Source organism: Gimesia sp. (genome assembly GCF_040219335.1).
GTDB lineage: Bacteria > Planctomycetota > Planctomycetia > Planctomycetales > Planctomycetaceae > Gimesia.
In genome coordinates this window covers 43,532-62,651 of sequence record NZ_JAVJSQ010000010.1, presented here as the reverse complement: position 1 = coordinate 62,651, position 19,120 = coordinate 43,532, and the positions used below count along the sequence as shown (strand labels likewise).

Genomic DNA, 19,120 nt, shown 5'->3' with positions numbered 1-19,120 from the left:
ATTTGCAACTCAACGGCAACTTAAAATTGACACTTTGGCATTCCGTATTCCCATAATTCGATAGCAATTTAAGTACCTGCTCCAAATGCCAATCGTTTTGCCAGCTTCTCTCGCTCTCTTCGAGCTACAGCCGTACTAGAAGATACCAGCTCTTCGATTTGAGTTAGATTGACCGGCCTCAAACACACTTGACCAAGGTGTTTACCGTAAACAGGATCAGAAACATTAATCCTTGCTTCCTTTGCGTGCAGATTTTCTGTTGGATACAGAATACTACTCTGTAATTGCTGCCGATTACTAATCGCATATACAACTAGCTGATAAAGCATCTCACGTGGGAGTGACTTTTCCCAAAGATCTCGATATTTAGCATCCAATAATGACACTAGCTTCCCTTGTCGCATGATCGCATAGTCTGGTCGAGGGGTAGGGGACTGCTTACTTTGTGGATTGTATTTAGGATTGTATCGCATCATCCCTTTTAGCCCGTGTTCATCCTGAATAGTATGATCCACCAAATTCTCTTTTAGGAATCGGGATAGAAGAGCTTGAAAGAACAAATTCATATCGAACAGGAATCCCGGCAAGGTGGTCTTTAAAGTATGGCCTTCTAAAACAATCCCTTGAGATTCGACCAAAAGACGTATGATCGATAAAGCCGGGGTATATGAAGTCGAAAGGCGAGTTAGTCTTGTGACAGCTTGATTTAGGACTGTAGCATCAAGATTGATTCGTGACACTTGTTCTTCCATCAATGATGCCAAGCGTCTCGACTCACGCCGTAGATCAAGAAGACTTGCGATTGATCCTGCAAGCCTCAATCCGGCCAGCAAGACACGATTTAGAAGAGTGTCTTCAATTCGTGGAAAATGCTGACATGGGAGCGTAGCAGTGGCTGTTCCGATGTCTAAAGCTAAACGATCGATATTGATTCGTCCTCGGGGGGAAGCCAGTCGCTCATCTTGCCGAAGATATGTTTTTTGTAGCCCTCGGGAAATAAGCTCCTGCCCCTCGGCGTTTAGCTGACTGATTAGTAGGTCTTCAAAGCCGCACTGGTCAAATAGGTGAGTGGAATCGTTGAACAATTCCAGACGCCGAAACCCGTAGGCGTAGCGAAGTAATCTTAGTAGAGAAGCCGTCTTCAATTTTGGAAGGATTGTGATGTTCAAGTCGCCAATACGGACTCGTCCAACGTGAGAAAAAGATGAGACCTCTGTCCCATTTTTCAATTCAGTGAGTCGTAACATTCGACTTCTATTTAAGGCATCGACCACTCGCTGACTACTGGGGGAACTGTCCAGAAATGAACCGACCAAATCCGTACTTATCGCAGGTGATTGAGTTTCCCATTCAGATAGAGATATTGAAACGACATCTTTACTCATCATCTATTATCCCATCCTCGTCTTCATCTACTTCTGAATCATATGTAGATTCCTCCGAAGACACCGCTTCGGAAGATGTAGAGATTTCAGGGCAGGGTGACAAAAGTGCTTGAATGAGGTCGCTCTCTTGGCCGTCGTCAAACAAATCAGAACAGATTCGTTGTTCCATGGAATCTACAAGCTGATCTCCAAGAATTGTGGCGAGTGTTGTGTAGTCCTCGTAGCAATATTCTTCAAGCAGGGGAATGATGTCATCTCGAATGGCACGCTTGAAGGATGCAAAGTCTTTGAGAGGACTACCTCCTTGCATTAAATAAGAGTGTCCAATCTGGAGGTTTCTAGCATCACGACCAACATGTTCCCGAATTCGAGTATTAAGGGCATCAAACCATGCTCTTAAAGGGATTCCTGAAACAGAAGAGTCTTTGAGAACTCTCCCATCGGGCATCATCTCGACAAAGCCGAACCTGCGACGAAGAGCTGCGTCGAGCAGCGAAATCGACCGATCTGCTGTGTTCATGGTGCCTATCAGGAATACATTGCGAGGCACGGAAAATATTTCTTGACTGACAGGTAAAGCAATTCTCTTGCCACGTTTATCTTTTTCCATTGTGGTGAGCAGCTCACCGAAAATTCGTGGAATATCACCTCGATTGATTTCATCTACAATCAGATAGAATTTTTGTCCGGGAGAGTCAGTGGCATCCCGACACATTTTCTTAAACACCCCATCTCTAAGTTTAAAGGAAACCTGTCCATTAATGGTCTCGGGGCGATATCCCTCAATAAAATCTTCGTATCCATAGGCAGGATGGAAGCAGCAAAGACGTACCAGTCCAGATTCCTGACCATCACCAATAACGGACTTTCTTTCAGTCTCGCTGAGTGATTCGAATAGCTTTCCAAAGGAAGAGATTGCGGCAAGGTCGTTCGCAGTCTTTTCAGCCCAATAAGTTTTTCCAGTTCCGGGAGGACCATAAAGAATTATTTGGCCTTTTCGATCCAAGACAGACTGTATGCGACCGGGAATCCCTGAAAGACGAATTGTCTTTTTTGGTGGAGCTTCCTCAACTCCACTTCTGCTTCTTAGCTTGGCTTGATAAATTATAAGTTCTATTTGCAAAAGGTTATCATTAAACTTTCGAAGTTCACGAACTGTTGATCGTAGTCCCTCACTAGATTCAGGCATCTGCCATTCATCAACGGACAGCCACTCAACTTTTCTCTGGTGGGGAAAATCGAATTCAGCTTCGAATTCGTATTCCCCTACTACGCGACCTATCCCAAGAATTTTCATCCCATTAGCCGCTAAAACAATATCGCCCTCTGCAATCTCAGCGGCAAACTGAACAAATTGAGAGCACTCACGTCCTACTTTTGTATGATGACTCGGATATTTTTCTTCTATGAGTTCTTTTAATTGCTGACGTGACTCCTTCTTGGCTTCAACCCAAGAAAGGTCGCCCAGCTTTGGCCACCCCACAGCCACACAGCTACGCTCACGCATCATCTGCCAGTAACTTGTCCCAGTCGTTCCTGATGTTGTACCGATCCGCCAATAGCGATGAAATCTACCGTGAACAGCGTTCAATGTGGATGTTAAATGATTCATACTGAGACCGACTTCGTTGGCAGCAGCAACAAAACGTCCACCACAGATATACCTACCTGTGCCTTCCGGGGGTAATTGAAGTAATTTCAAGAGATGAAAGTGTTGATAATCAGGGCGATGATAATCGTCGAGCTTATCAGGAAATAATAGGCTGAAATACTTATGCCCCCATGCCAAACGACTCACGTCTGGGGCATACTCGTCCATCTGGTCTTGAAACTCTGCATAATCGTCGTCCGTTGCATTTATGGGCAATTCATTGAGCAGTTCGCACCCCTTGATTAGCTGATCACGATGAATACGAGCATAAACGATTGCTTCTTCAATCGAGATGTCTTCTGGACGATTTCCCTGTTTGCTTCCTGCTTGCCAATTTCCAGTTTCTTTTCGACGAAAGATTCGAAATTTCAGTGCACTCCCACCAGCAATACTGCCAAACCTTCGGGTTTCAAATTCCTCATCGTTTTTGAATTCGAGCCAGTAAACGAGGCTGTCACGATCACTGTGATCGTGAATTAAGTTCAAAAGTACCTCACCATCGAGCCCTTGTAAGACCGACGGACCAAATCGTTCACTAAATAGTGCGTACTCTTTATCAAGCTGCTGATTGGTTCTAAGTTTTCCTTCGTCTTCAAGTTGTCGGTGACGTTCGATGATCTGTTTACGACTCGCTTCATAAAGAAGTGGAGTTGTATTGTCTCTTGTAATTCGTTTGACCTCACTCAATGATTGCCCATCAGCTCGCTTCCATTCTTTCCAACCGTTTGCCGAACGGCCTAGAATAGCGGCGGCAGCCCCACTGGGGGAATTAAACAAATGATCTTTGACAAAAAGAAGATTATCACCTTGTTCCTCTAGCACACCCTCAGTAATGAGACGCTGGTGAACTGGTGGGACAGTGTCTTGTGCAGAAGGAACAATTTCTCGCCGTGCTATCGAGCCCTTCTTCACGATAAATCCCTCATCGGTAAAGATACCTTTACCCTCTGAATCTTTGCCTTTGATTTCGTATTCATCTGTAGTCGATGTCACAGAAATAATTCCTTCGTATGACTGGTTAATTCACCACACAAGCATTCAACCGCTCTCTTCGCTGTTCCCAGTCCGGCATGTTCTTTTTCAGTAATCGGTAGAATTTTGGACTATGGTTATATTCTTGAAGGTGGCAGAGTTCATGAACGATTACATATTCAATGCACATTTTGGGGGCAATGATCAGGTCTGGATTTAACAGAATTCGACCTTCTCTCGTACAACTACCCCAGCGATTTCTCATTCGCCGGATCTCGAAGTCATCGGCTTCAATCCCATACCGAACGGCTTTAGCCACCACTGATTCAAATATTTCCCGAAATACGATCTCAGAACGCTGGCGGAACCAGTTAACCACAAGAGGCTTGATGCGGATTTTGTCTTTTGGATTGGTGAGGTAGACATTGATCTGGCCCCGTGCCATTTTCACAGTGTCTTCATCTCCCTTATGGACACGTAGACGGTACTGCCTCCCCAGATATCGATGTGACTCACCACTGACATATCGACGGGGAGGAATGGTTGGGAGATAGTTTTCAAAGAATCTCTGTTGTTTAATGATCCAAGACGCTCGTTTCTGCATCTTTTCTTTCACAGCAGAATCAGCAGTATCTTTCGGAGCAGTTACAACAACCGACAGATCTGGATGAACGTCGATTGCTAATGTTTTGCGAGATGAATAAGAAAGATCGTAATTGATCTTCTTACGACCATACTGGATTGCCAGTCGCCGTGGTTGTAGGGTGGTGTTTCCGTTCCGGGGAGTCATTTCTGAACCTCCCGCCGTTTGGCTACTCGAATGATACCGTCAAGAATTTCATCGATGTCATCACCGGTCAGGGGCAAATCGTAGCGACCTTTTGCGGCAAACATCAGATCATCAAGATCATTCAGAATAGCGTTTTCAACATCCCGGTTATCGGTCCAGTCACGAATTTTCTTTTCATCAATGATCTTCTTGGCTTTTAACGCTGTTTCAGCAGCGATTCCAGCCAGATCGTCTCTGCCTTCGCCAACAGATTTCTCAAATCCATCCTGAAACAACCGGAAATATGCTTTGGCTTCTGGATCACTTCGCAGTTCTGCTGGAACATTAGAGGAACCTTGATCCTTTGCTTCATTCCATACATCGAACATTTTCTGGAAGTAGGCTTCCTCACTCATTCGTATTTCGATGTATTCCTGTATCGCCTCATCGATGACTTCTGATAGCCTCTGGTAAAGAACCGGATCTTCTTCCATTTTCTCGTGGCAGGTCTTCTTGACCCTTGAAGCAATGTAATCCGCCTTAGCAGCCGTGCCATCAATTCCTTCTAATTCTTCGTCTAAGTTATCCACTTCAAAGATATTGACTGGCTCGGCAATGCGTTTGACTTCATCGGCACCGATATATTTATCGACCATGTTCCGAATCTGGTCTTCATATTCTTTGTAATCAATGGACTCGTTGTACCGCTGCTTGACGGCTGCCCGCAAATTTCGGAAATACTTCATGTCACTCAGATAATTCTGAACAATTTCCTTTGGGGTATCCTCATGGAATTTAGCTGATGACATCGCCAGTTGGAGCGTTTTTGAGAATTCATTTAAGGCATCGTAGAAATCCTGCCTCACATCTTCGGGTCGAAGATGCTGCTGCATTGCCTCCAAGTCCTGTCTATTCTGGACTCCTTTAAAGACAGACCATACATTTGTGTGTCGTTCTTTCAGGTTGGAGATTTCTTCGTCGATGTTTGTGAATGTACCCTCAAGATCTTCCTCATCAAATCCACTCAAAGAGTCGTACTGCTTTACGGCTTCATCCAGTGCCCCGAAAATCCCCCGATAATCAACGACCAAGCCAAAGTCTTTTCCGTCAAACAGGCGGTTCACACGAGCGATGGCTTGGAGAATATTGTGATCTCGCAGTCGCTTATCGATATAAAGAACTGTGTTGCATGGGGCATCGAAACCAGTCAGGAGTTTATCCACACAGATGATGATTTCTGGGGTCGGTTTATTTTCGAAGTCGTCAATAGTTCGTTCGAGGTACTTCTTCTCCGAACCGAATTCATCCATCATCTCTTTCCAGAACTGCTGAATTTCCGGCACATCTTCTTCTTCGATGGTCTCATTGTCCTCCCGTGTGTCTGGTGGCGAAATAATCACACGAGACGAAACCTTCCTGTCTGGGTATTCCTTCCCGATTTCTTCAAATAACTGATGGTATTTCAGGGCCATCGCTTTGCTGCTGACCGCAAACTGGCCCTTGAACTTCGTTCCTTTGTAGTTTTCGCAGAAATGAGTCAGCAGATCGAAAGCAATTTCATACAACCGTTCGGAGGTCTTCGTTAGTTCCTCTTCCCGACGGAACTTCTTTTTGAGATCAGCTTTTTGTTCATCAGATAAATCTTTGGTGATTCTGTCGAACCACTTATCAATGGCTTTCTGGTCACCATGAAGTTCTGACATCCGCCCTTCGTATAGAATTGGAGTGACCGCCTTATCTTCGACAGCCTTTCGCATCGGGTAAGAATGAATAAAACCGCCAAATTTTGTGGCGGTACTTTTTTCCTTCTTGAGCAATGGTGTGCCGGTGAATCCGATGTAACAGGCGTTGGGAAAAACCTGTTTCATCTTGGCATGGGCCAGTCCGTATTGGCTACGATGACTTTCATCCACCAGAACAAAGACATTATTGCTCTCGTCTTTTAGCTCATGGGAAGACGCCGCAGTTTCGAACTTGTCGATGATCGTGGTGATGATGTCGGCTTTGCCCTGTGACACCAGTCCCACTAGATGCTTCCCGCTGTTTGCTCTCTCAACCGATTTACGGCAGGCGAGAAACGTCTTCCAGATTTGTCGATCAAGATCCACTCGGTCCGTGACGATTACAACTTTTGGATTCCTTATCGATGGTTCCATCGACAACGCCTTTGCCAGCATCACCATCGTTAAAGATTTTCCAGATCCCGTCGTGTGCCAGATCACTCCGCCCGGTCTCTGTTCATCACCCTTTGTTTTAGTGACACGGCCCAGTGTCTCGCCAATCGCAAAATACTGCTGGTAACGAGCAACCTTCTTTTGATTCTTATCAAAGACAATGTACCGTAGCGTCATCTCCAGCAGTCGTTCGGGCCGGAACAGACAGTAGAGCAATCGGTCTTGCGGTGAAGGGAATCTCTCTCCAGCAGCCAGAGTCTCCCTCATCTTGGAGACAATCAATGGTTTACGGCTTTCGAACAGTCGACCAAGCTGTTCCTGAGAAAGTGGAGTATTGATCAGCTTTGCCAGCTTTACATCAAGATCGCCAGCATACTCTTCTTTCCACGTAGACCAAAACTTTTTGGGAGTTCCGGCTGTAGCATATTTGCCTGCATTCTGGCAGATCGAACCGAGTAGTTGGGAATAAACGAACAAACCGGGAATCTCGCCCTGTCGCTGATTACGAAGATGCTGGCTGATTCCGACCTCAACGGCATCATGTTCATCAGGTCGCTTGCACTCGATCACAGCCAACGGAATCCCGTTTACGAACAACACGATGTCAGGACGCCGCAATTCGTGGGAGGCAGTTCGCTCAACTTCGAACTCATCGGCTATGTGATAGACATTGTTCTCGGGATGCTCCCAATCGATGTACTGGAGAGTATAACTCCGCTTGTTTCCGTCGATTGTCTGTTCTTGAGCCTTACCCAATGTCAGTAGATCGAACACCTGCTCGTTGGTTTTCACCAACCCATCAAAGGGAATGTTGGTCAGAGCATCGACGGCGTTCTTGAGATTGGATTCAGTGAAGTCGTGTGTCTGGCCCTTGAAATTGATCTGGTTCAATTTGCGGAGTTGATCGAGCAGAATTGATTCCAATATGACTCGGTTGCGTTTGCCGCCCCGGAGATCGAGTGCCTCAGTCGGTGTGAGATACTGGTAGCCGATCTGTTGCAAAAGCTGTAACGCAGGCAGGTGCGAAACCAAATCTTCAAGGAATTCTGAGACAGCCATTACGTCACTCCACGCTCACTGGTTCTAGTTTTCCGGTTAACAACTGCTGAGCAAGGCCGAGTTTCCGTTTCTTTAACAATTGGGTTCGCTGGGCGAGCAACTCAATTTCTTCATCATAGGTTTGAAGCAAAGACGCAATCTTCTTCTGAGTTGACAGTGGTGGTAATGGGATAGCCATCTTTGAAATCATCTCCATTCGTACTGAATCGACAGATGTTTTAGCGGTATAGCGGACAACCTGACGAATGAAGTGTCTGCGGAAAAACTCGTAGAAATAGCGGGGCCAGACGTGTTCGGCGAAATCACTGACCTTGTAAACACGCTGATGAAAGTCGAAGCGACCTTCGACAAAGTGAAAGACTTTTCCTGTTCCAACTCCGTCTCCAGCAGTCAGCACGGCTACTCCGTCGTATGAATAACTGTTTATCCTCTCCACCGTTTGCGAACGAACGTAAAACGGATACTTCCCGTCAGGCACTTTGTCTTGGGTATCCCGCCCACCTGTTCCAATCTGAGCAAACTCACCGACATGCTCTACTGTCCAGCCGGTCGGCAGTTCTTCAATTCCGTATGTGCGAAGCTCTTTAATCACAATCCAAACTCCTTCAGGCATGATAACATGCGTGATCGAACTTTATTTAAGTCGGAGTCTACGGCGTCCAACTCGGCCTGTACCTTTTGGATATCCACGAGTTCTTCCTCTTCAAAAGTGTCAACATAACGTGGGATATTGAGATTGAAATCGTTCTCAGCGATTTCTTGGTACTCTGCTAGGTACGAATATTTGTCAATCGTTGCTCGCTCTTTGTACGTGTCAACAATCTTCTCAATATGATTTTCAAGAATTCTATTCTGATTTTTACCCTCTTCGTATTCACTACTCGCATCCACAAACATAATAGTTTGATCCGACTTGTGCTTGCGGAAAATCAGTATTGCAGCGGCAATTCCAGCACCGTAGAACAGATTCGTGGGTAATCCAATGACGCCGTCGATCAAATTAGCCTCAACAAGTTGCTTGCGAATTTTCGCCTCACTTCCCCCACGAAACAAAACACCAAGAGGGACAACAACAGCGACTCGCCCGCTCGTCTCGGTAATTGTCTCAACCATATGAATGATAAATGCGTAATCTCCACGTTTCTCAGGTGGATGTCCCCAATGAAACCTCTCATACGGATCGGCTTTAACTTCATCGCTGCCCCATTTCTCAAGTGAAAACGGCGGATTGGCGACCACCACTTCAAACTTCATGAGTTTGTCATCAGAAAGTAACTTCGGGTTGCGGATCGTATCGCCCCATTCGATGCGGGCATTGTCCATGCCATGCAGAAACATATTCATCTTAGCGAGTGCCCATGTCGCCCCGATGTTCTCCTGTCCCCACAAGGAGAAGTCTTTTGAGCCGACCTGCTGACCACATTTGATGAGCAGAGAACCTGAGCCACAAGCTGGGTCGCAAATACGCTCTCCCGGTTGAGGATCGACCAGTCGAGCAATCAGTTGTGAGACTTCTGGAGGTGTGTAGAACTCACCTGCCTTTTTGCCGGCACCTGCTGCAAATCGCCCAATCAAATACTCGTAGGCATTGCCGATAACATCCATGCTCCCAACCCGACTCGGACGAAGATCGAGTCGGGAATCGCTAAAATCTTCAAGCAATGACTTGAGCCGATTATTTCGTTCCTTCGTCTGTCCAAGGCTGGCTTCCGAGTTGAAGTCGATATTACGGAAGACACCTTCGAGCTTCTCTTTGTTCGAATCTTCTATTTCGTCCAAAGCCGTATTGATGATCTCACCAATGTTGGCTTCGTTCCGTTGATCATACAATGCGGTAAATGTGCAATGTGCAGGGAGTACAAATCGCTCCCGCTTGAGCCGCCTCTCGATACGCTCTTTAGCCGTTTTGCTTTTGGGATCACCATATTCAGCAACAAGGGCCTCATAATGATCTTGCCAGACATCAGAGATGTATTTGACGAATAACATCACAAGGATGTAGTTCTTGTATTCTGATGGATCGACGGCCCCCCGGAATGTATCGCACGCCTTCCAGAGAATGCCGTTGATCTCAGACTGGGAGACTGTTTCTGATTGTTTACCGTTTCCGTTCGCCATTTTTGGGTTAACTATTATTCCTAAGAAAATTGTAAATTCTATTACGAAGATTTGAATCAAGAACCCAATCTAATACCTTGAGCCTTAGCAACCTAAGATCATATTTTAATTGGAGATAGGTGGTATGTTTTGTGATAATAAATTCTCTATAAAAGGCATATATCATTTGTTACCAGAGTACCATATGATGCAATTATGTTCAATAATTGAGCCCATGTGGATTTAGACGGTTTAAAGGACATTCTTGAACTCTGATCAGGTAGAAAAACGGTCATAAAGAGATGTGGGCGGACTTTTCATTAATTCTAATTCCCTTACTACTTTCAATTCTTAGTATGGGGGTAGCAGTTGCCATTATTTATTGCTGGCTTCGAAAGCAAAACAGGCATTATCGAGAATCCCCACTAACCCAAGATCTAATGAGGCCCCCCGGTTATTCGCTCCAATTAAAAGTAAATGAACTGGGTGATGAGGTCACACTCTATTTGATGTTCATGCTGGGAGCACCGATTCTTCTCTATTCATTTCATCTAAGTGAATCATATTTTGGAGGTGAGCCGGAGTCGGCCCTTCGTACTGCGATATCATTCGCCATGGGGATGGGAGTTGTGGGATTTTTGGGTTATCGACTTTCAAAGACCTTAGACGAAAAGAAAAAATATGCCCTTGGCTTACAAGGCGAGATGTTTACAGGGGAAGAACTAAACCAATTAATGCTTGATGGCTGTAGAGTATTTCATGACATCCAATTTCCTTATGGAAATATAGATCATGTGGTGGTGAGTCCAAGCGGAGTATTTTCAATCAACACTAAAATGCGAGGCAAACCAAAACACGGTGACGGCAGAGCAGAACTAATCGTTGATTACCAGAACAATGTCTTACGATTTCCTGACTATGAGCATCCGATCCCTCATAACCAACTGGAAGCAGAATCTAATTGGCTTTCAAAACATTTAACATCAGCAATTGGCAATCAAGTCAAAGTACAACCGATTCTTGCACTCCCCGGATGGTTTATCAAAGAACGCATTGGACGTGGCTTAGTTACTGTCATCAATCCTACGAAGCCCAATCGCTTCTTTGTGAATAATCATATCACTCTTAGTGCTACCGAGATGCAACAGATCGCCCACCAGTTAGAACAACTGTGTCGTAATCTTAAGCCTTCCTATCGTGCCAAGAAAAAATGAAGTTGTCATAAAGTTCAGTGAGATTGAACATGGCGAAGAAGAAATCCAAATCCAGCATTAAGAGAAATGGCACCCCGAAATACCAGCCAATGCCTGATCTTTCGCCAGATGAATTCGATCTTCTGAAAGCTGATATCGCTGAGAATGGTCTGCAATACCCGATTGTCCAAGATGAAGATGGGATTACACTTGATGGACATCAACGCGAGCGAGCGTTAAGAGAACTGAAAATCAAGAATTACCCAGTCCAAGTCATTGGTGGCCTAAGCGAGGAAGAGAAGTGGCAATATGCCTTGAGTGTCAATGTTAAGCGTAGGCACTTAACATCAGCTCAAAAACGTGAGTTGATCAAACAAGAACTCAAACGCACACCTGACATCGCCAATAATTGGTTGGCGGAAATCATTGGGGCCGATGTAAAAACAGTTCAAGTAGTACGTCGAAAATTGGTCTCAACTTTGGAAATTCCAGAGTTGAAAAAGCTAAGGGGTAAGGACGGTAAGCATCGTAGTGCACGTTACAATCAGATCATCGCGAATACCCCAAAAGAATTAGAAATTGCTCGGTCAGTAATTTCAGATTTGCCTTCTGAAAATGGGAGAATTCTCGACACGATCTCAGCACAAAGACGAGCCAGACGAAACGTTAAATCACTCGCACGGAACATCAACAGCGTTGTTAAGCCATCATCTACTAAGGACATTCGACTGTATAATTGTCGGTTTCAGAATCTTGAGAAACAGGCAAAACTAAAACCAAATAGTGTTTCTCTCGTGCTGACCGACTTTCCATACAATAAAGAATTCCTTCCACAACTTTCCGAACTGAGTGAGTTCTGTGATAGGGTCTTAAAACCCGGTGGTCTGCTAGTAACCTACAGCGGCCAATATCATCTACCAGAGGTGCTGGAGCGTCTGGGAGAACACCTTACGTACCGATGGCAGATGGCCTCAATCTGGAGTGGCGATTCTAACATGATTCATCCGCTCCAGATTGCGAGCCAATGGAAACCGATCTTGATTTTTTCAAAAGGAAAATGGAAGAAAAAGAAACGTTGGTCAGATGTGTCGCTGGTTCAGGGGAAGGACAAATCACTTCATGACTGGCAGCAACATGAAACTGAGGTTGAGATGCTGGTCCAATATTTTTCTGAGCCTAAAAATCTCGTATGCGATTGTATGGCTGGCAGTTTCACAACGGCTGTAGCCTGTCGTCGAAATGGGAGAATGTTCGTGGGATGTGATATCGATGCTGAGTGCGTTGAGATTGGTTATTCGAGATTGGAGAGTAGCTGATGCCCGACACTCCCAAACCCAAACAAAAATGGTCTGAAAAAGAAGTCCAGCTCATCATCAATGATTATTTTGCGATGCTCTTTGCAGAGATACAGAATTGGTCATACGATAAAACAGAGCATAGAAACCTACTGATTCCTCAGCTATCAGATCGTTCGAAAGGCTCAGTTGAATTCAAACACCAAAATATTAGTGCTGTTCTGGTCGAACAGGGATTGCCGTACATCGATGGTTATAAACCACGGGGCAATTATCAGAAGCTTCTAGCAGAGAGTGTTGAGGAGTATTTAAACAATAACCCACAGTTGGTGAAACTTTTCGATACTTCACCAGTTCTGAATCCAACACAACCTAAGAAGATAGAATCTTCTAAAATTAAAAACATTATCGAAGCTCCACCAGATAAAATCATTTCCCCTAAACCATCCGTTAAGCCTTGGCTTTCCCGGAAGGATAAGAGAATCAATTTCGCAGAACGTGATGCAGTGAATCGCAAGCTTGGTAGTCTTGGCGAGAAGTTCGTTTTCGAATTGGAACAACATAGACTGAAACTGGCTGGTAGAGATGATCTAGCTCAGAAAGTCGTGTGGGCATCTAAAGAATATGGCGATGGTTTGGGTTTTGATATTCTTTCGTTCGATGAGCAGACAGATTCAGAAAGAATGTTGGAAGTGAAATCTACCGGTCTTGGGAAATACTTCCCATTCTTTTTGACACAGAATGAACTTCTCTGTTCGGAAGACATTCCTGATCAATTTCATCTTTATCGGGTATTTGATTTTGGAAGATCACCACGGATCTTCATCCTGAATGGATCGCTCAGAAGTCTTTGCAATCTCGATCCTGTTCTTTATCGGGCTACACTATAAGGAAATGGTATGCGATACATCACAACCATCGTGACTCTACTCATCCTTGACCTAGCCGCCAACGCAAAGATGATTCAGGACGGTTGAGCGTGAGAAATTAAATCAGCTGCTGATCGCGGACGGTCACATGTTGAATAATTCCTTGGCACTGTGTTCAACAATTTCTCAAAGATACCGATCAGTCAGATTGATGAAGCTGAGATCACATTACTCAGCCCAGAGCTTCGCCAGTAATATGACAGTAAAGTTCATCTCTTCGAAAAGCGATGTAAGAATCGTCAGGTAGATCTTAATGTCGCTCCTACTCACTTTTCCGCTAGTGGAACTCCATCAATTAATGAAGTGAGCGGCTTCTTTCGAGAATATACTGCACTTCTAGCTGTCTTGGCGATTGTTTTTTGGGAATGGCAGTATCTACTTGGGGAAAAGCTGGACCTAAAAAGGATATCTCGAATCAATAGGTTGTGGAACTATTGAGCGAGAACCTTTATTTAGAGCTTTTTAAGCCCACTGGCATTTTGTGCCCCAAATGTGGTACATTGATTCAGGCATATCGTTATTCTTGATTTATTAAGGGCCACTATCTTGAGTAAGAAACGATCTAATACCGAATCGCACAATTTCAATCCTTATCATAAATGGCTGGGTATTCCAGAAAAGAAATGCCCTCCTACTCATTATGAATTGTTAGGTATATCTCTGGACGAAGATGATCTAGGAGTAATCAGATCTGCTGCGAAGCGACAGAAATCGCATGTCGAACAGTTTTTGGGAACTAAATACAATAATCATGCCAACAAACTCATCAGCCAGATTGATGAAGCAGAAATCACGCTCGTAAGCCCTGAACTTCGTAGGGAATATGACCGCAAAGTTCATCTCTTCAAAAAACGAAGAAAGAATCGTCAGATCGATCCCAATGTATCTCCATCTTCAATTTCATCGAAAGGTGGACGTTCAGTTGGTGAAGGAGGTGTTTTTTTTCGGGAGTATGCCGGAATCGTTGCTATATTGGCAGTTGCCTTCTTTGGTATGGCGGCTGCATCATTCTGGTTGCCGTGGCATAAACTAACAGGCTCTGAAAAAGAAACTAATATCGAAGTCGCACATCAAGAAAACACAGAAACGGTTTCAGATAAGAAAGAACCTGAGAAGCAAGTTGAAGCCTCCTCAGTAGCTATGCAGGAGATACCAGAGCCTGTTGTAGACTCAGGCCAAACTGACCAAGCCCCTTCGAATGCTAATCCTGAACCAGAAGACAAGGTCGATATTGTTGAAAATGATTCGCCATCTGAACCTCAATTAATCGTCCACAATGAATTGAATGGTGATCCCCCTAATTTTGCCCCATGGATCTCTCAAGATGGTCTTTCAATCTACTGGACGAGAGGTGATTCTATTTGGCAGGCTCATCGTAAAAACACCAGTGAAGCTTTCGGAAATCAAGCACGTCTCTTCGAAGGCTTTATGCCAACTGTTACTCAAGATGGCTTGAGTATGGTCCTAAGTCGCCAAATGAAGATTGGAAACAAAGATCTGGGGCGACGGCTATTCTTCACAAATCGGAACTCTACTCAGGATAGATTTACCGCACCAATTGAGATTCGGGAACTTCGAGACATGGGAGTCGTAATGGCTCCATGTCTTTCCCCAGACGGTCTGTCATTATATATGTCCTGTTATGGTATAAATGAAAACCAAAAAGGACATTGGGTTGTTACACGCAAAAACAGATCTTCAAAATGGGACATAAATTCAAAGCATCGCATTCTCCCCTATCCCAATCCCATACCGTCAACAACTCCTTTTGTAACGTCAGATGGCTTATCTCTATTCCTCACCAATCGCACAAATACCAGCAACGGAGCATTTGGTGAAATGATCAAGATATCACGAGAATCAGTGAATGATCCGTTATTCTCGAAGTCTAATACTCCAATCAAAATTGGAGACAAAACGTTGATTGGCAGATTCCCAAGATACTGCTCGTCCACGAAGGAATTATTTTTCTCTGCTCCACTTTCCGGGAGTAGAGAAAGCGAGGGAATTTTCAGCATCAGTATTGAAAACTTTTTCAAAGGTAAAAGCGATTTAAAGAAATCAGTGTTGGTTCACCTAAATGGGACATATTCCCATGATGGAGGTCTCCATAAAGTAACCATAGAAAAGCTTGCAGATTCGATCTACGCTGTGACTTTGGCTGATGGTAAAACAGTGAGTTGCAAATTAAATGATAATATTCTGAGCGGTAATCTCGGCAGTGAGAGTGTCACTATTGCTATTGATGGCCCTGAGTTAACAATCATCGCTTTTGGAGATAAAAACAAATTCAGGAAGATTTCCAATGAAATCAGGAACATCCCTTTGGCCACTGCAGATTCTTCTCAAAGAATGAACGAGCAAACACCTCTATCACTGAATGGAAACTGGATCGCTGTTGCTGAGGAAAATGCTGGAAAATCACTGACAGAAAAAGAGATCCAAATCATGGGGAAGACTCTTTATGTGAAAGATGATCAATTCCATCTCACATGGTCAAATAAAGAAATATCCGGGAGCGTAGAGTATTTGCCAAATCAGAAACCTAGTGCAGTAAATCTGTCAGGCAGATTAGGTAATAGATCTATTGTTTTGCGAGGTATATATGAAATCGAAACTGATGTGATGCGGTTTTGCTACACGGCTAGTATGGAGGGAACTTCCAATAATCAACGCCCCAAAACATTCAACACCAAAGAAGTACCTAATGCTGTATGCGTAACATATCAGCGTGCTCATACACTCGTTCCGTCTCAGAAAAATATGGCTGATAATTTCGAACCGTCTGGTGGAAAGCAGATTTCACTTTTTGATGGCGAGACCCTAAAAGGTTGGAAAGTCGTTCCGGGTTGGGAGGTCCGTAACGGAACAATTATCAATACGATTCCCGGAAAAAACCTAATGACGATAAACGAATTCCGTGAATTTGAACTCGATTTGGAATTTCGACTATCAGATAAAGGTAATTCTGGTGTTCTGCTCGCTAATGGCGATGAAGTTCAACTGATTGACGATGCCATCGTTGCAGAGAGTTCAAAAAAATTAGAGAAAATCGGGAAATCATTTGAACCGGAAAAGTTATGTGGTGCTATTTTTAATAGGGTAGCACCCAATAGTGTTTCTTATAAGGGAGCAAACGAATGGAATCAGTTAAAAATTCAGGTAAGTAATGGAAAAGTATCGGTTCAAATGAATGGGGTAGAGGTGATATCAAAGGCCCCCATTGTCCTAAGAAAAGGAAGTATTGGTCTGATGACAGATAAAGCAGGTACTGCAAGGTTCCGAAACATTCAGATCCAACAGCTCGACTGACTCACTAAGGGCTAGAGCGAAATCTACGGCATACTTCCTCCATTAAACGGCTTTATTCCTTCAACGGTTGCTATTAAATATGCGTTACCTCACAGCCATCGTGACTCTGCTCATCGTTGGAATCGTCCTTGCGGCACCACCAAAGGTTGTCAGCACTCTCACTGGAAAAGTCATTGGAGTCACTGACGGTGATACCATCAAGGTTCTGGTCAACCGCCAGACAGTCAAAGTGAGGCTGGAAGGAATTGATGCACCAGAATCGAGTCAGAGCTTCGGGACAAAATCCAAGCAAGCATTGTCAAAGATGGTCTTCGGCAAAACCGTGACGGTCAAGAAGACGGGAGAGGATCGCTATGGTCGTACACTCGTTATCATCATGGTGGGAGACGTAGACGCCAATGCAAAAATGATTGAAGATGGCTGGGCATGGCATTACAAAAAATATAATGATGAGAAACGTCTGGCTGAATTAGAGTTAAGAGCACGCAAGGCGAAGCGTGGTCTCTGGACTGATGCCAATCCACTGCCTCCGTGGGAATATAGAGCCAGAAAGAGAAAACCAAATAATACACCCGCTACAATGTTTTGGTTGAACACCTCGTCCAATGTGCGACACAACGAAAACTGTGAGTATTTCAAGAACACAAAGCGTGGGCGGTTATGTGGGCCTAATGATGGAAAAGCATGTGGAAGATGTGGGGGGGGGAAGGCTAGTTTTATAAAAAGCAATTAACTAAACGGTGTGCGATTTACATAATTGAGCAAAAGCTTCTGTATTCGGTCCATCTCATTTTTCACAAGAACGATATGCTATGAAGATTGTCAACACTTTCATTTTTCTTCTGTTGTGCAGTGGTTGTGGTAACACGGATGAACCTGCTACCAGTATGGAAACTGTCACCAACACGGACTCTCCGATCAAATCAGGTTCTACCACCAAGCCAGAGTCTGATATCGATTCTGAGTATAAGGCAATCGAAGCGATCAAGTCATTTGGTGGAATAATTACTCTTGATGACACGGGTAATGTTATTCAGGTCGATCATTCTTTTAGTGAGACCAGTGACGCAGGACTCGTTCATCTTAAAGAGCTAACCAAACTGGCCAGATTGAATCTTGATTATACCAAAGTCAGTGACGCAGGTCTTGAACGTCTTAAAGGGCTGACAAATCTGACCGCATTACACCTTGTATACACCGACATTACAGATGCAGGACTTCAGAATCTCAAGGAACTTCACAATCTCACGACATTAGACATTTCTGCTACCAGAATCAGTGATGCAGGACTGGAGCATCTTAAAGGGTTAACCAATCTAACCACATTGAATCTTACCGGCAACAAGATCACAAACACAGGAATTATGCATTTGAAAGGACTGTCAAATCTGAAGACATTGGAACTTGCACGCTGCAACATCAGTGACGCAGGACTTGTGCATCTAAAAGGGTTGACCGATGTAACTGCATTGAACCTTGATAGCACCAAGATTACTAATGCGGGACTTGTGACTCTTCAAGAGTTGCCCAACCTGACCAACTTGAACCTCAAAGGCACCAATATCAGTGATAAGGGACTTCTGCACCTCAAGGGGCTGACCACATTGCACATTTCAGGTAGCGACATCACTGATGCAGGACTGGAGCATCTTGAAAAGTTGACCAATCTCACTACATTGGACCTTAAAGACACCAACATTAGTGACGCAGGACTTGTGCATCTGAAGGGGCTAACCACATTGCACATTTCAGGTAGCGACATCACTGACGCAGGACTTGAGCATCTGAAAAGGTTAACAAATCTGACGACATTGAACCTTAAGGACACCAACATTAGTGACGCAGGACTTGTGCATCTAAAAGAGATGCCGAACCTGACGATATTGAAACTTTCACCCAGTCACATTAGTGACGTAGGACTCGTGCATCTTGAAGAACTGTCCAAACTGACCACATTGAGTCTGTATGGAACCAACATCACCGATGTAGGATTCGTTCATCTCAAAGGACTGTCAAATTTGACCGAATTGCACCTTGGGTTCAACTACGATATCAAAGACGCAGGACTTGAATATCTTAAAGAACTGACCAAACTGACGGCATTGGACCTTTCATACACCAACGTCACAGATGCAGGACTTCTACATCTTAATGGGCTGACAAGACTGACCAAATTGGATTTGACAAAAACAAATGTCACGAAAGAGGGGGTGATGAAATTGAAGGTATCAATACCCGATTGCAAGATTTCATATTAGAAATGCAATATTTCAAATCAAACCAG

The 19,120-nt window shown here is 44.2% G+C and carries 12 protein-coding genes; 6 read left to right on the top strand and 6 right to left on the bottom strand.

Translation table 11 applies throughout. The annotated features are described in order from the left end of the window. Positions 1–68 precede the first annotated feature (68 nt). Genes RID21_RS09360 through RID21_RS09335 form a run of 6 tightly spaced genes read right to left on the bottom strand, consistent with a single transcriptional unit; the run spans position 69 to position 10,128 of the window. Positions 69–1,388 (bottom strand): McrC family protein, encoded by a 1,320-nt coding sequence (locus RID21_RS09360; protein ID WP_350188371.1) that lies wholly within the window; start codon positions 1,386–1,388, stop codon positions 69–71. Beyond that, entirely contained in the window at positions 1,378–4,029 is a 2,652-nt protein-coding gene (locus tag RID21_RS09355) for a DUF4357 domain-containing protein (protein ID WP_350188370.1), read from the bottom strand. Before RID21_RS09355 ends, RID21_RS09360 begins: the two co-directional genes overlap by 11 nt. Before the next feature lie 25 nt (positions 4,030–4,054). Beyond that, positions 4,055–4,798: a M48 family metallopeptidase gene (locus RID21_RS09350; RefSeq protein WP_350188369.1), complete on the bottom strand. Its 744-nt coding sequence runs from the start codon at positions 4,796–4,798 to the stop codon at positions 4,055–4,057. After that, positions 4,795–8,010: a type I restriction endonuclease subunit R gene (locus RID21_RS09345; protein WP_350188368.1), complete on the bottom strand. Its 3,216-nt coding sequence runs from the start codon at positions 8,008–8,010 to the stop codon at positions 4,795–4,797. The genes RID21_RS09350 and RID21_RS09345 overlap by 4 nt, the downstream gene beginning before the upstream one ends. 4 nt (positions 8,011–8,014) lie before the next feature. Next, positions 8,015–8,602, bottom strand: coding sequence for a restriction endonuclease subunit S (locus RID21_RS09340; RefSeq protein WP_350188367.1), 588 nt, complete (start codon positions 8,600–8,602; stop codon positions 8,015–8,017). Next, positions 8,599–10,128 carry a type I restriction-modification system subunit M gene (locus tag RID21_RS09335; RefSeq protein WP_350188366.1) on the bottom strand — a complete coding sequence of 510 codons (1,530 nt, stop codon included), beginning with the start codon at positions 10,126–10,128 and terminating at the stop codon, positions 8,599–8,601. The genes RID21_RS09340 and RID21_RS09335 overlap by 4 nt, the downstream gene beginning before the upstream one ends. A gap of 281 nt (positions 10,129–10,409) precedes the next feature. Here RID21_RS09335 and RID21_RS09330 point away from each other — a divergent pair, with 281 nt between their 5' ends. The 6 genes from RID21_RS09330 to RID21_RS09305 all read left to right on the top strand — a co-directional run bounded on the left by RID21_RS09330 (position 10,410) and on the right by RID21_RS09305 (position 19,094). Further along, the gene (locus RID21_RS09330) at positions 10,410–11,321 is read left to right on the top strand and encodes a nuclease-related domain-containing protein (protein ID WP_350188365.1); all 912 of its coding nucleotides are present in this window, start codon (positions 10,410–10,412) and stop codon (positions 11,319–11,321) included. Between the two features lie 29 nt (positions 11,322–11,350). After that, positions 11,351–12,616: a DNA methyltransferase gene (locus tag RID21_RS09325; RefSeq protein ID WP_350188364.1), complete on the top strand. Its 1,266-nt coding sequence runs from the start codon at positions 11,351–11,353 to the stop codon at positions 12,614–12,616. Beyond that, a complete protein-coding gene (locus RID21_RS09320; RefSeq protein ID WP_350188363.1) occupies positions 12,616–13,485 on the top strand; it encodes a protein NO VEIN domain-containing protein in 870 nt (289 codons plus the stop codon). Before RID21_RS09325 ends, RID21_RS09320 begins: the two co-directional genes overlap by 1 nt. Positions 13,486–14,070: 585 nt before the next feature. Beyond that, positions 14,071–16,836 (top strand): 3-keto-alpha-glucoside-1,2-lyase-like domain-containing protein, encoded by a 2,766-nt coding sequence (locus tag RID21_RS09315; protein WP_350188362.1) that lies wholly within the window; start codon positions 14,071–14,073, stop codon positions 16,834–16,836. Between the two features lie 79 nt (positions 16,837–16,915). Then, the gene (locus tag RID21_RS09310; RefSeq protein ID WP_350188361.1) at positions 16,916–17,569 is read left to right on the top strand and encodes a thermonuclease family protein; all 654 of its coding nucleotides are present in this window, start codon (positions 16,916–16,918) and stop codon (positions 17,567–17,569) included. Between the two features lie 79 nt (positions 17,570–17,648). Beyond that, positions 17,649–19,094 (top strand): leucine-rich repeat domain-containing protein, encoded by a 1,446-nt coding sequence (locus tag RID21_RS09305; protein ID WP_350188360.1) that lies wholly within the window; start codon positions 17,649–17,651, stop codon positions 19,092–19,094. The last annotated feature ends 26 nt before the right edge of the window (positions 19,095–19,120 follow it).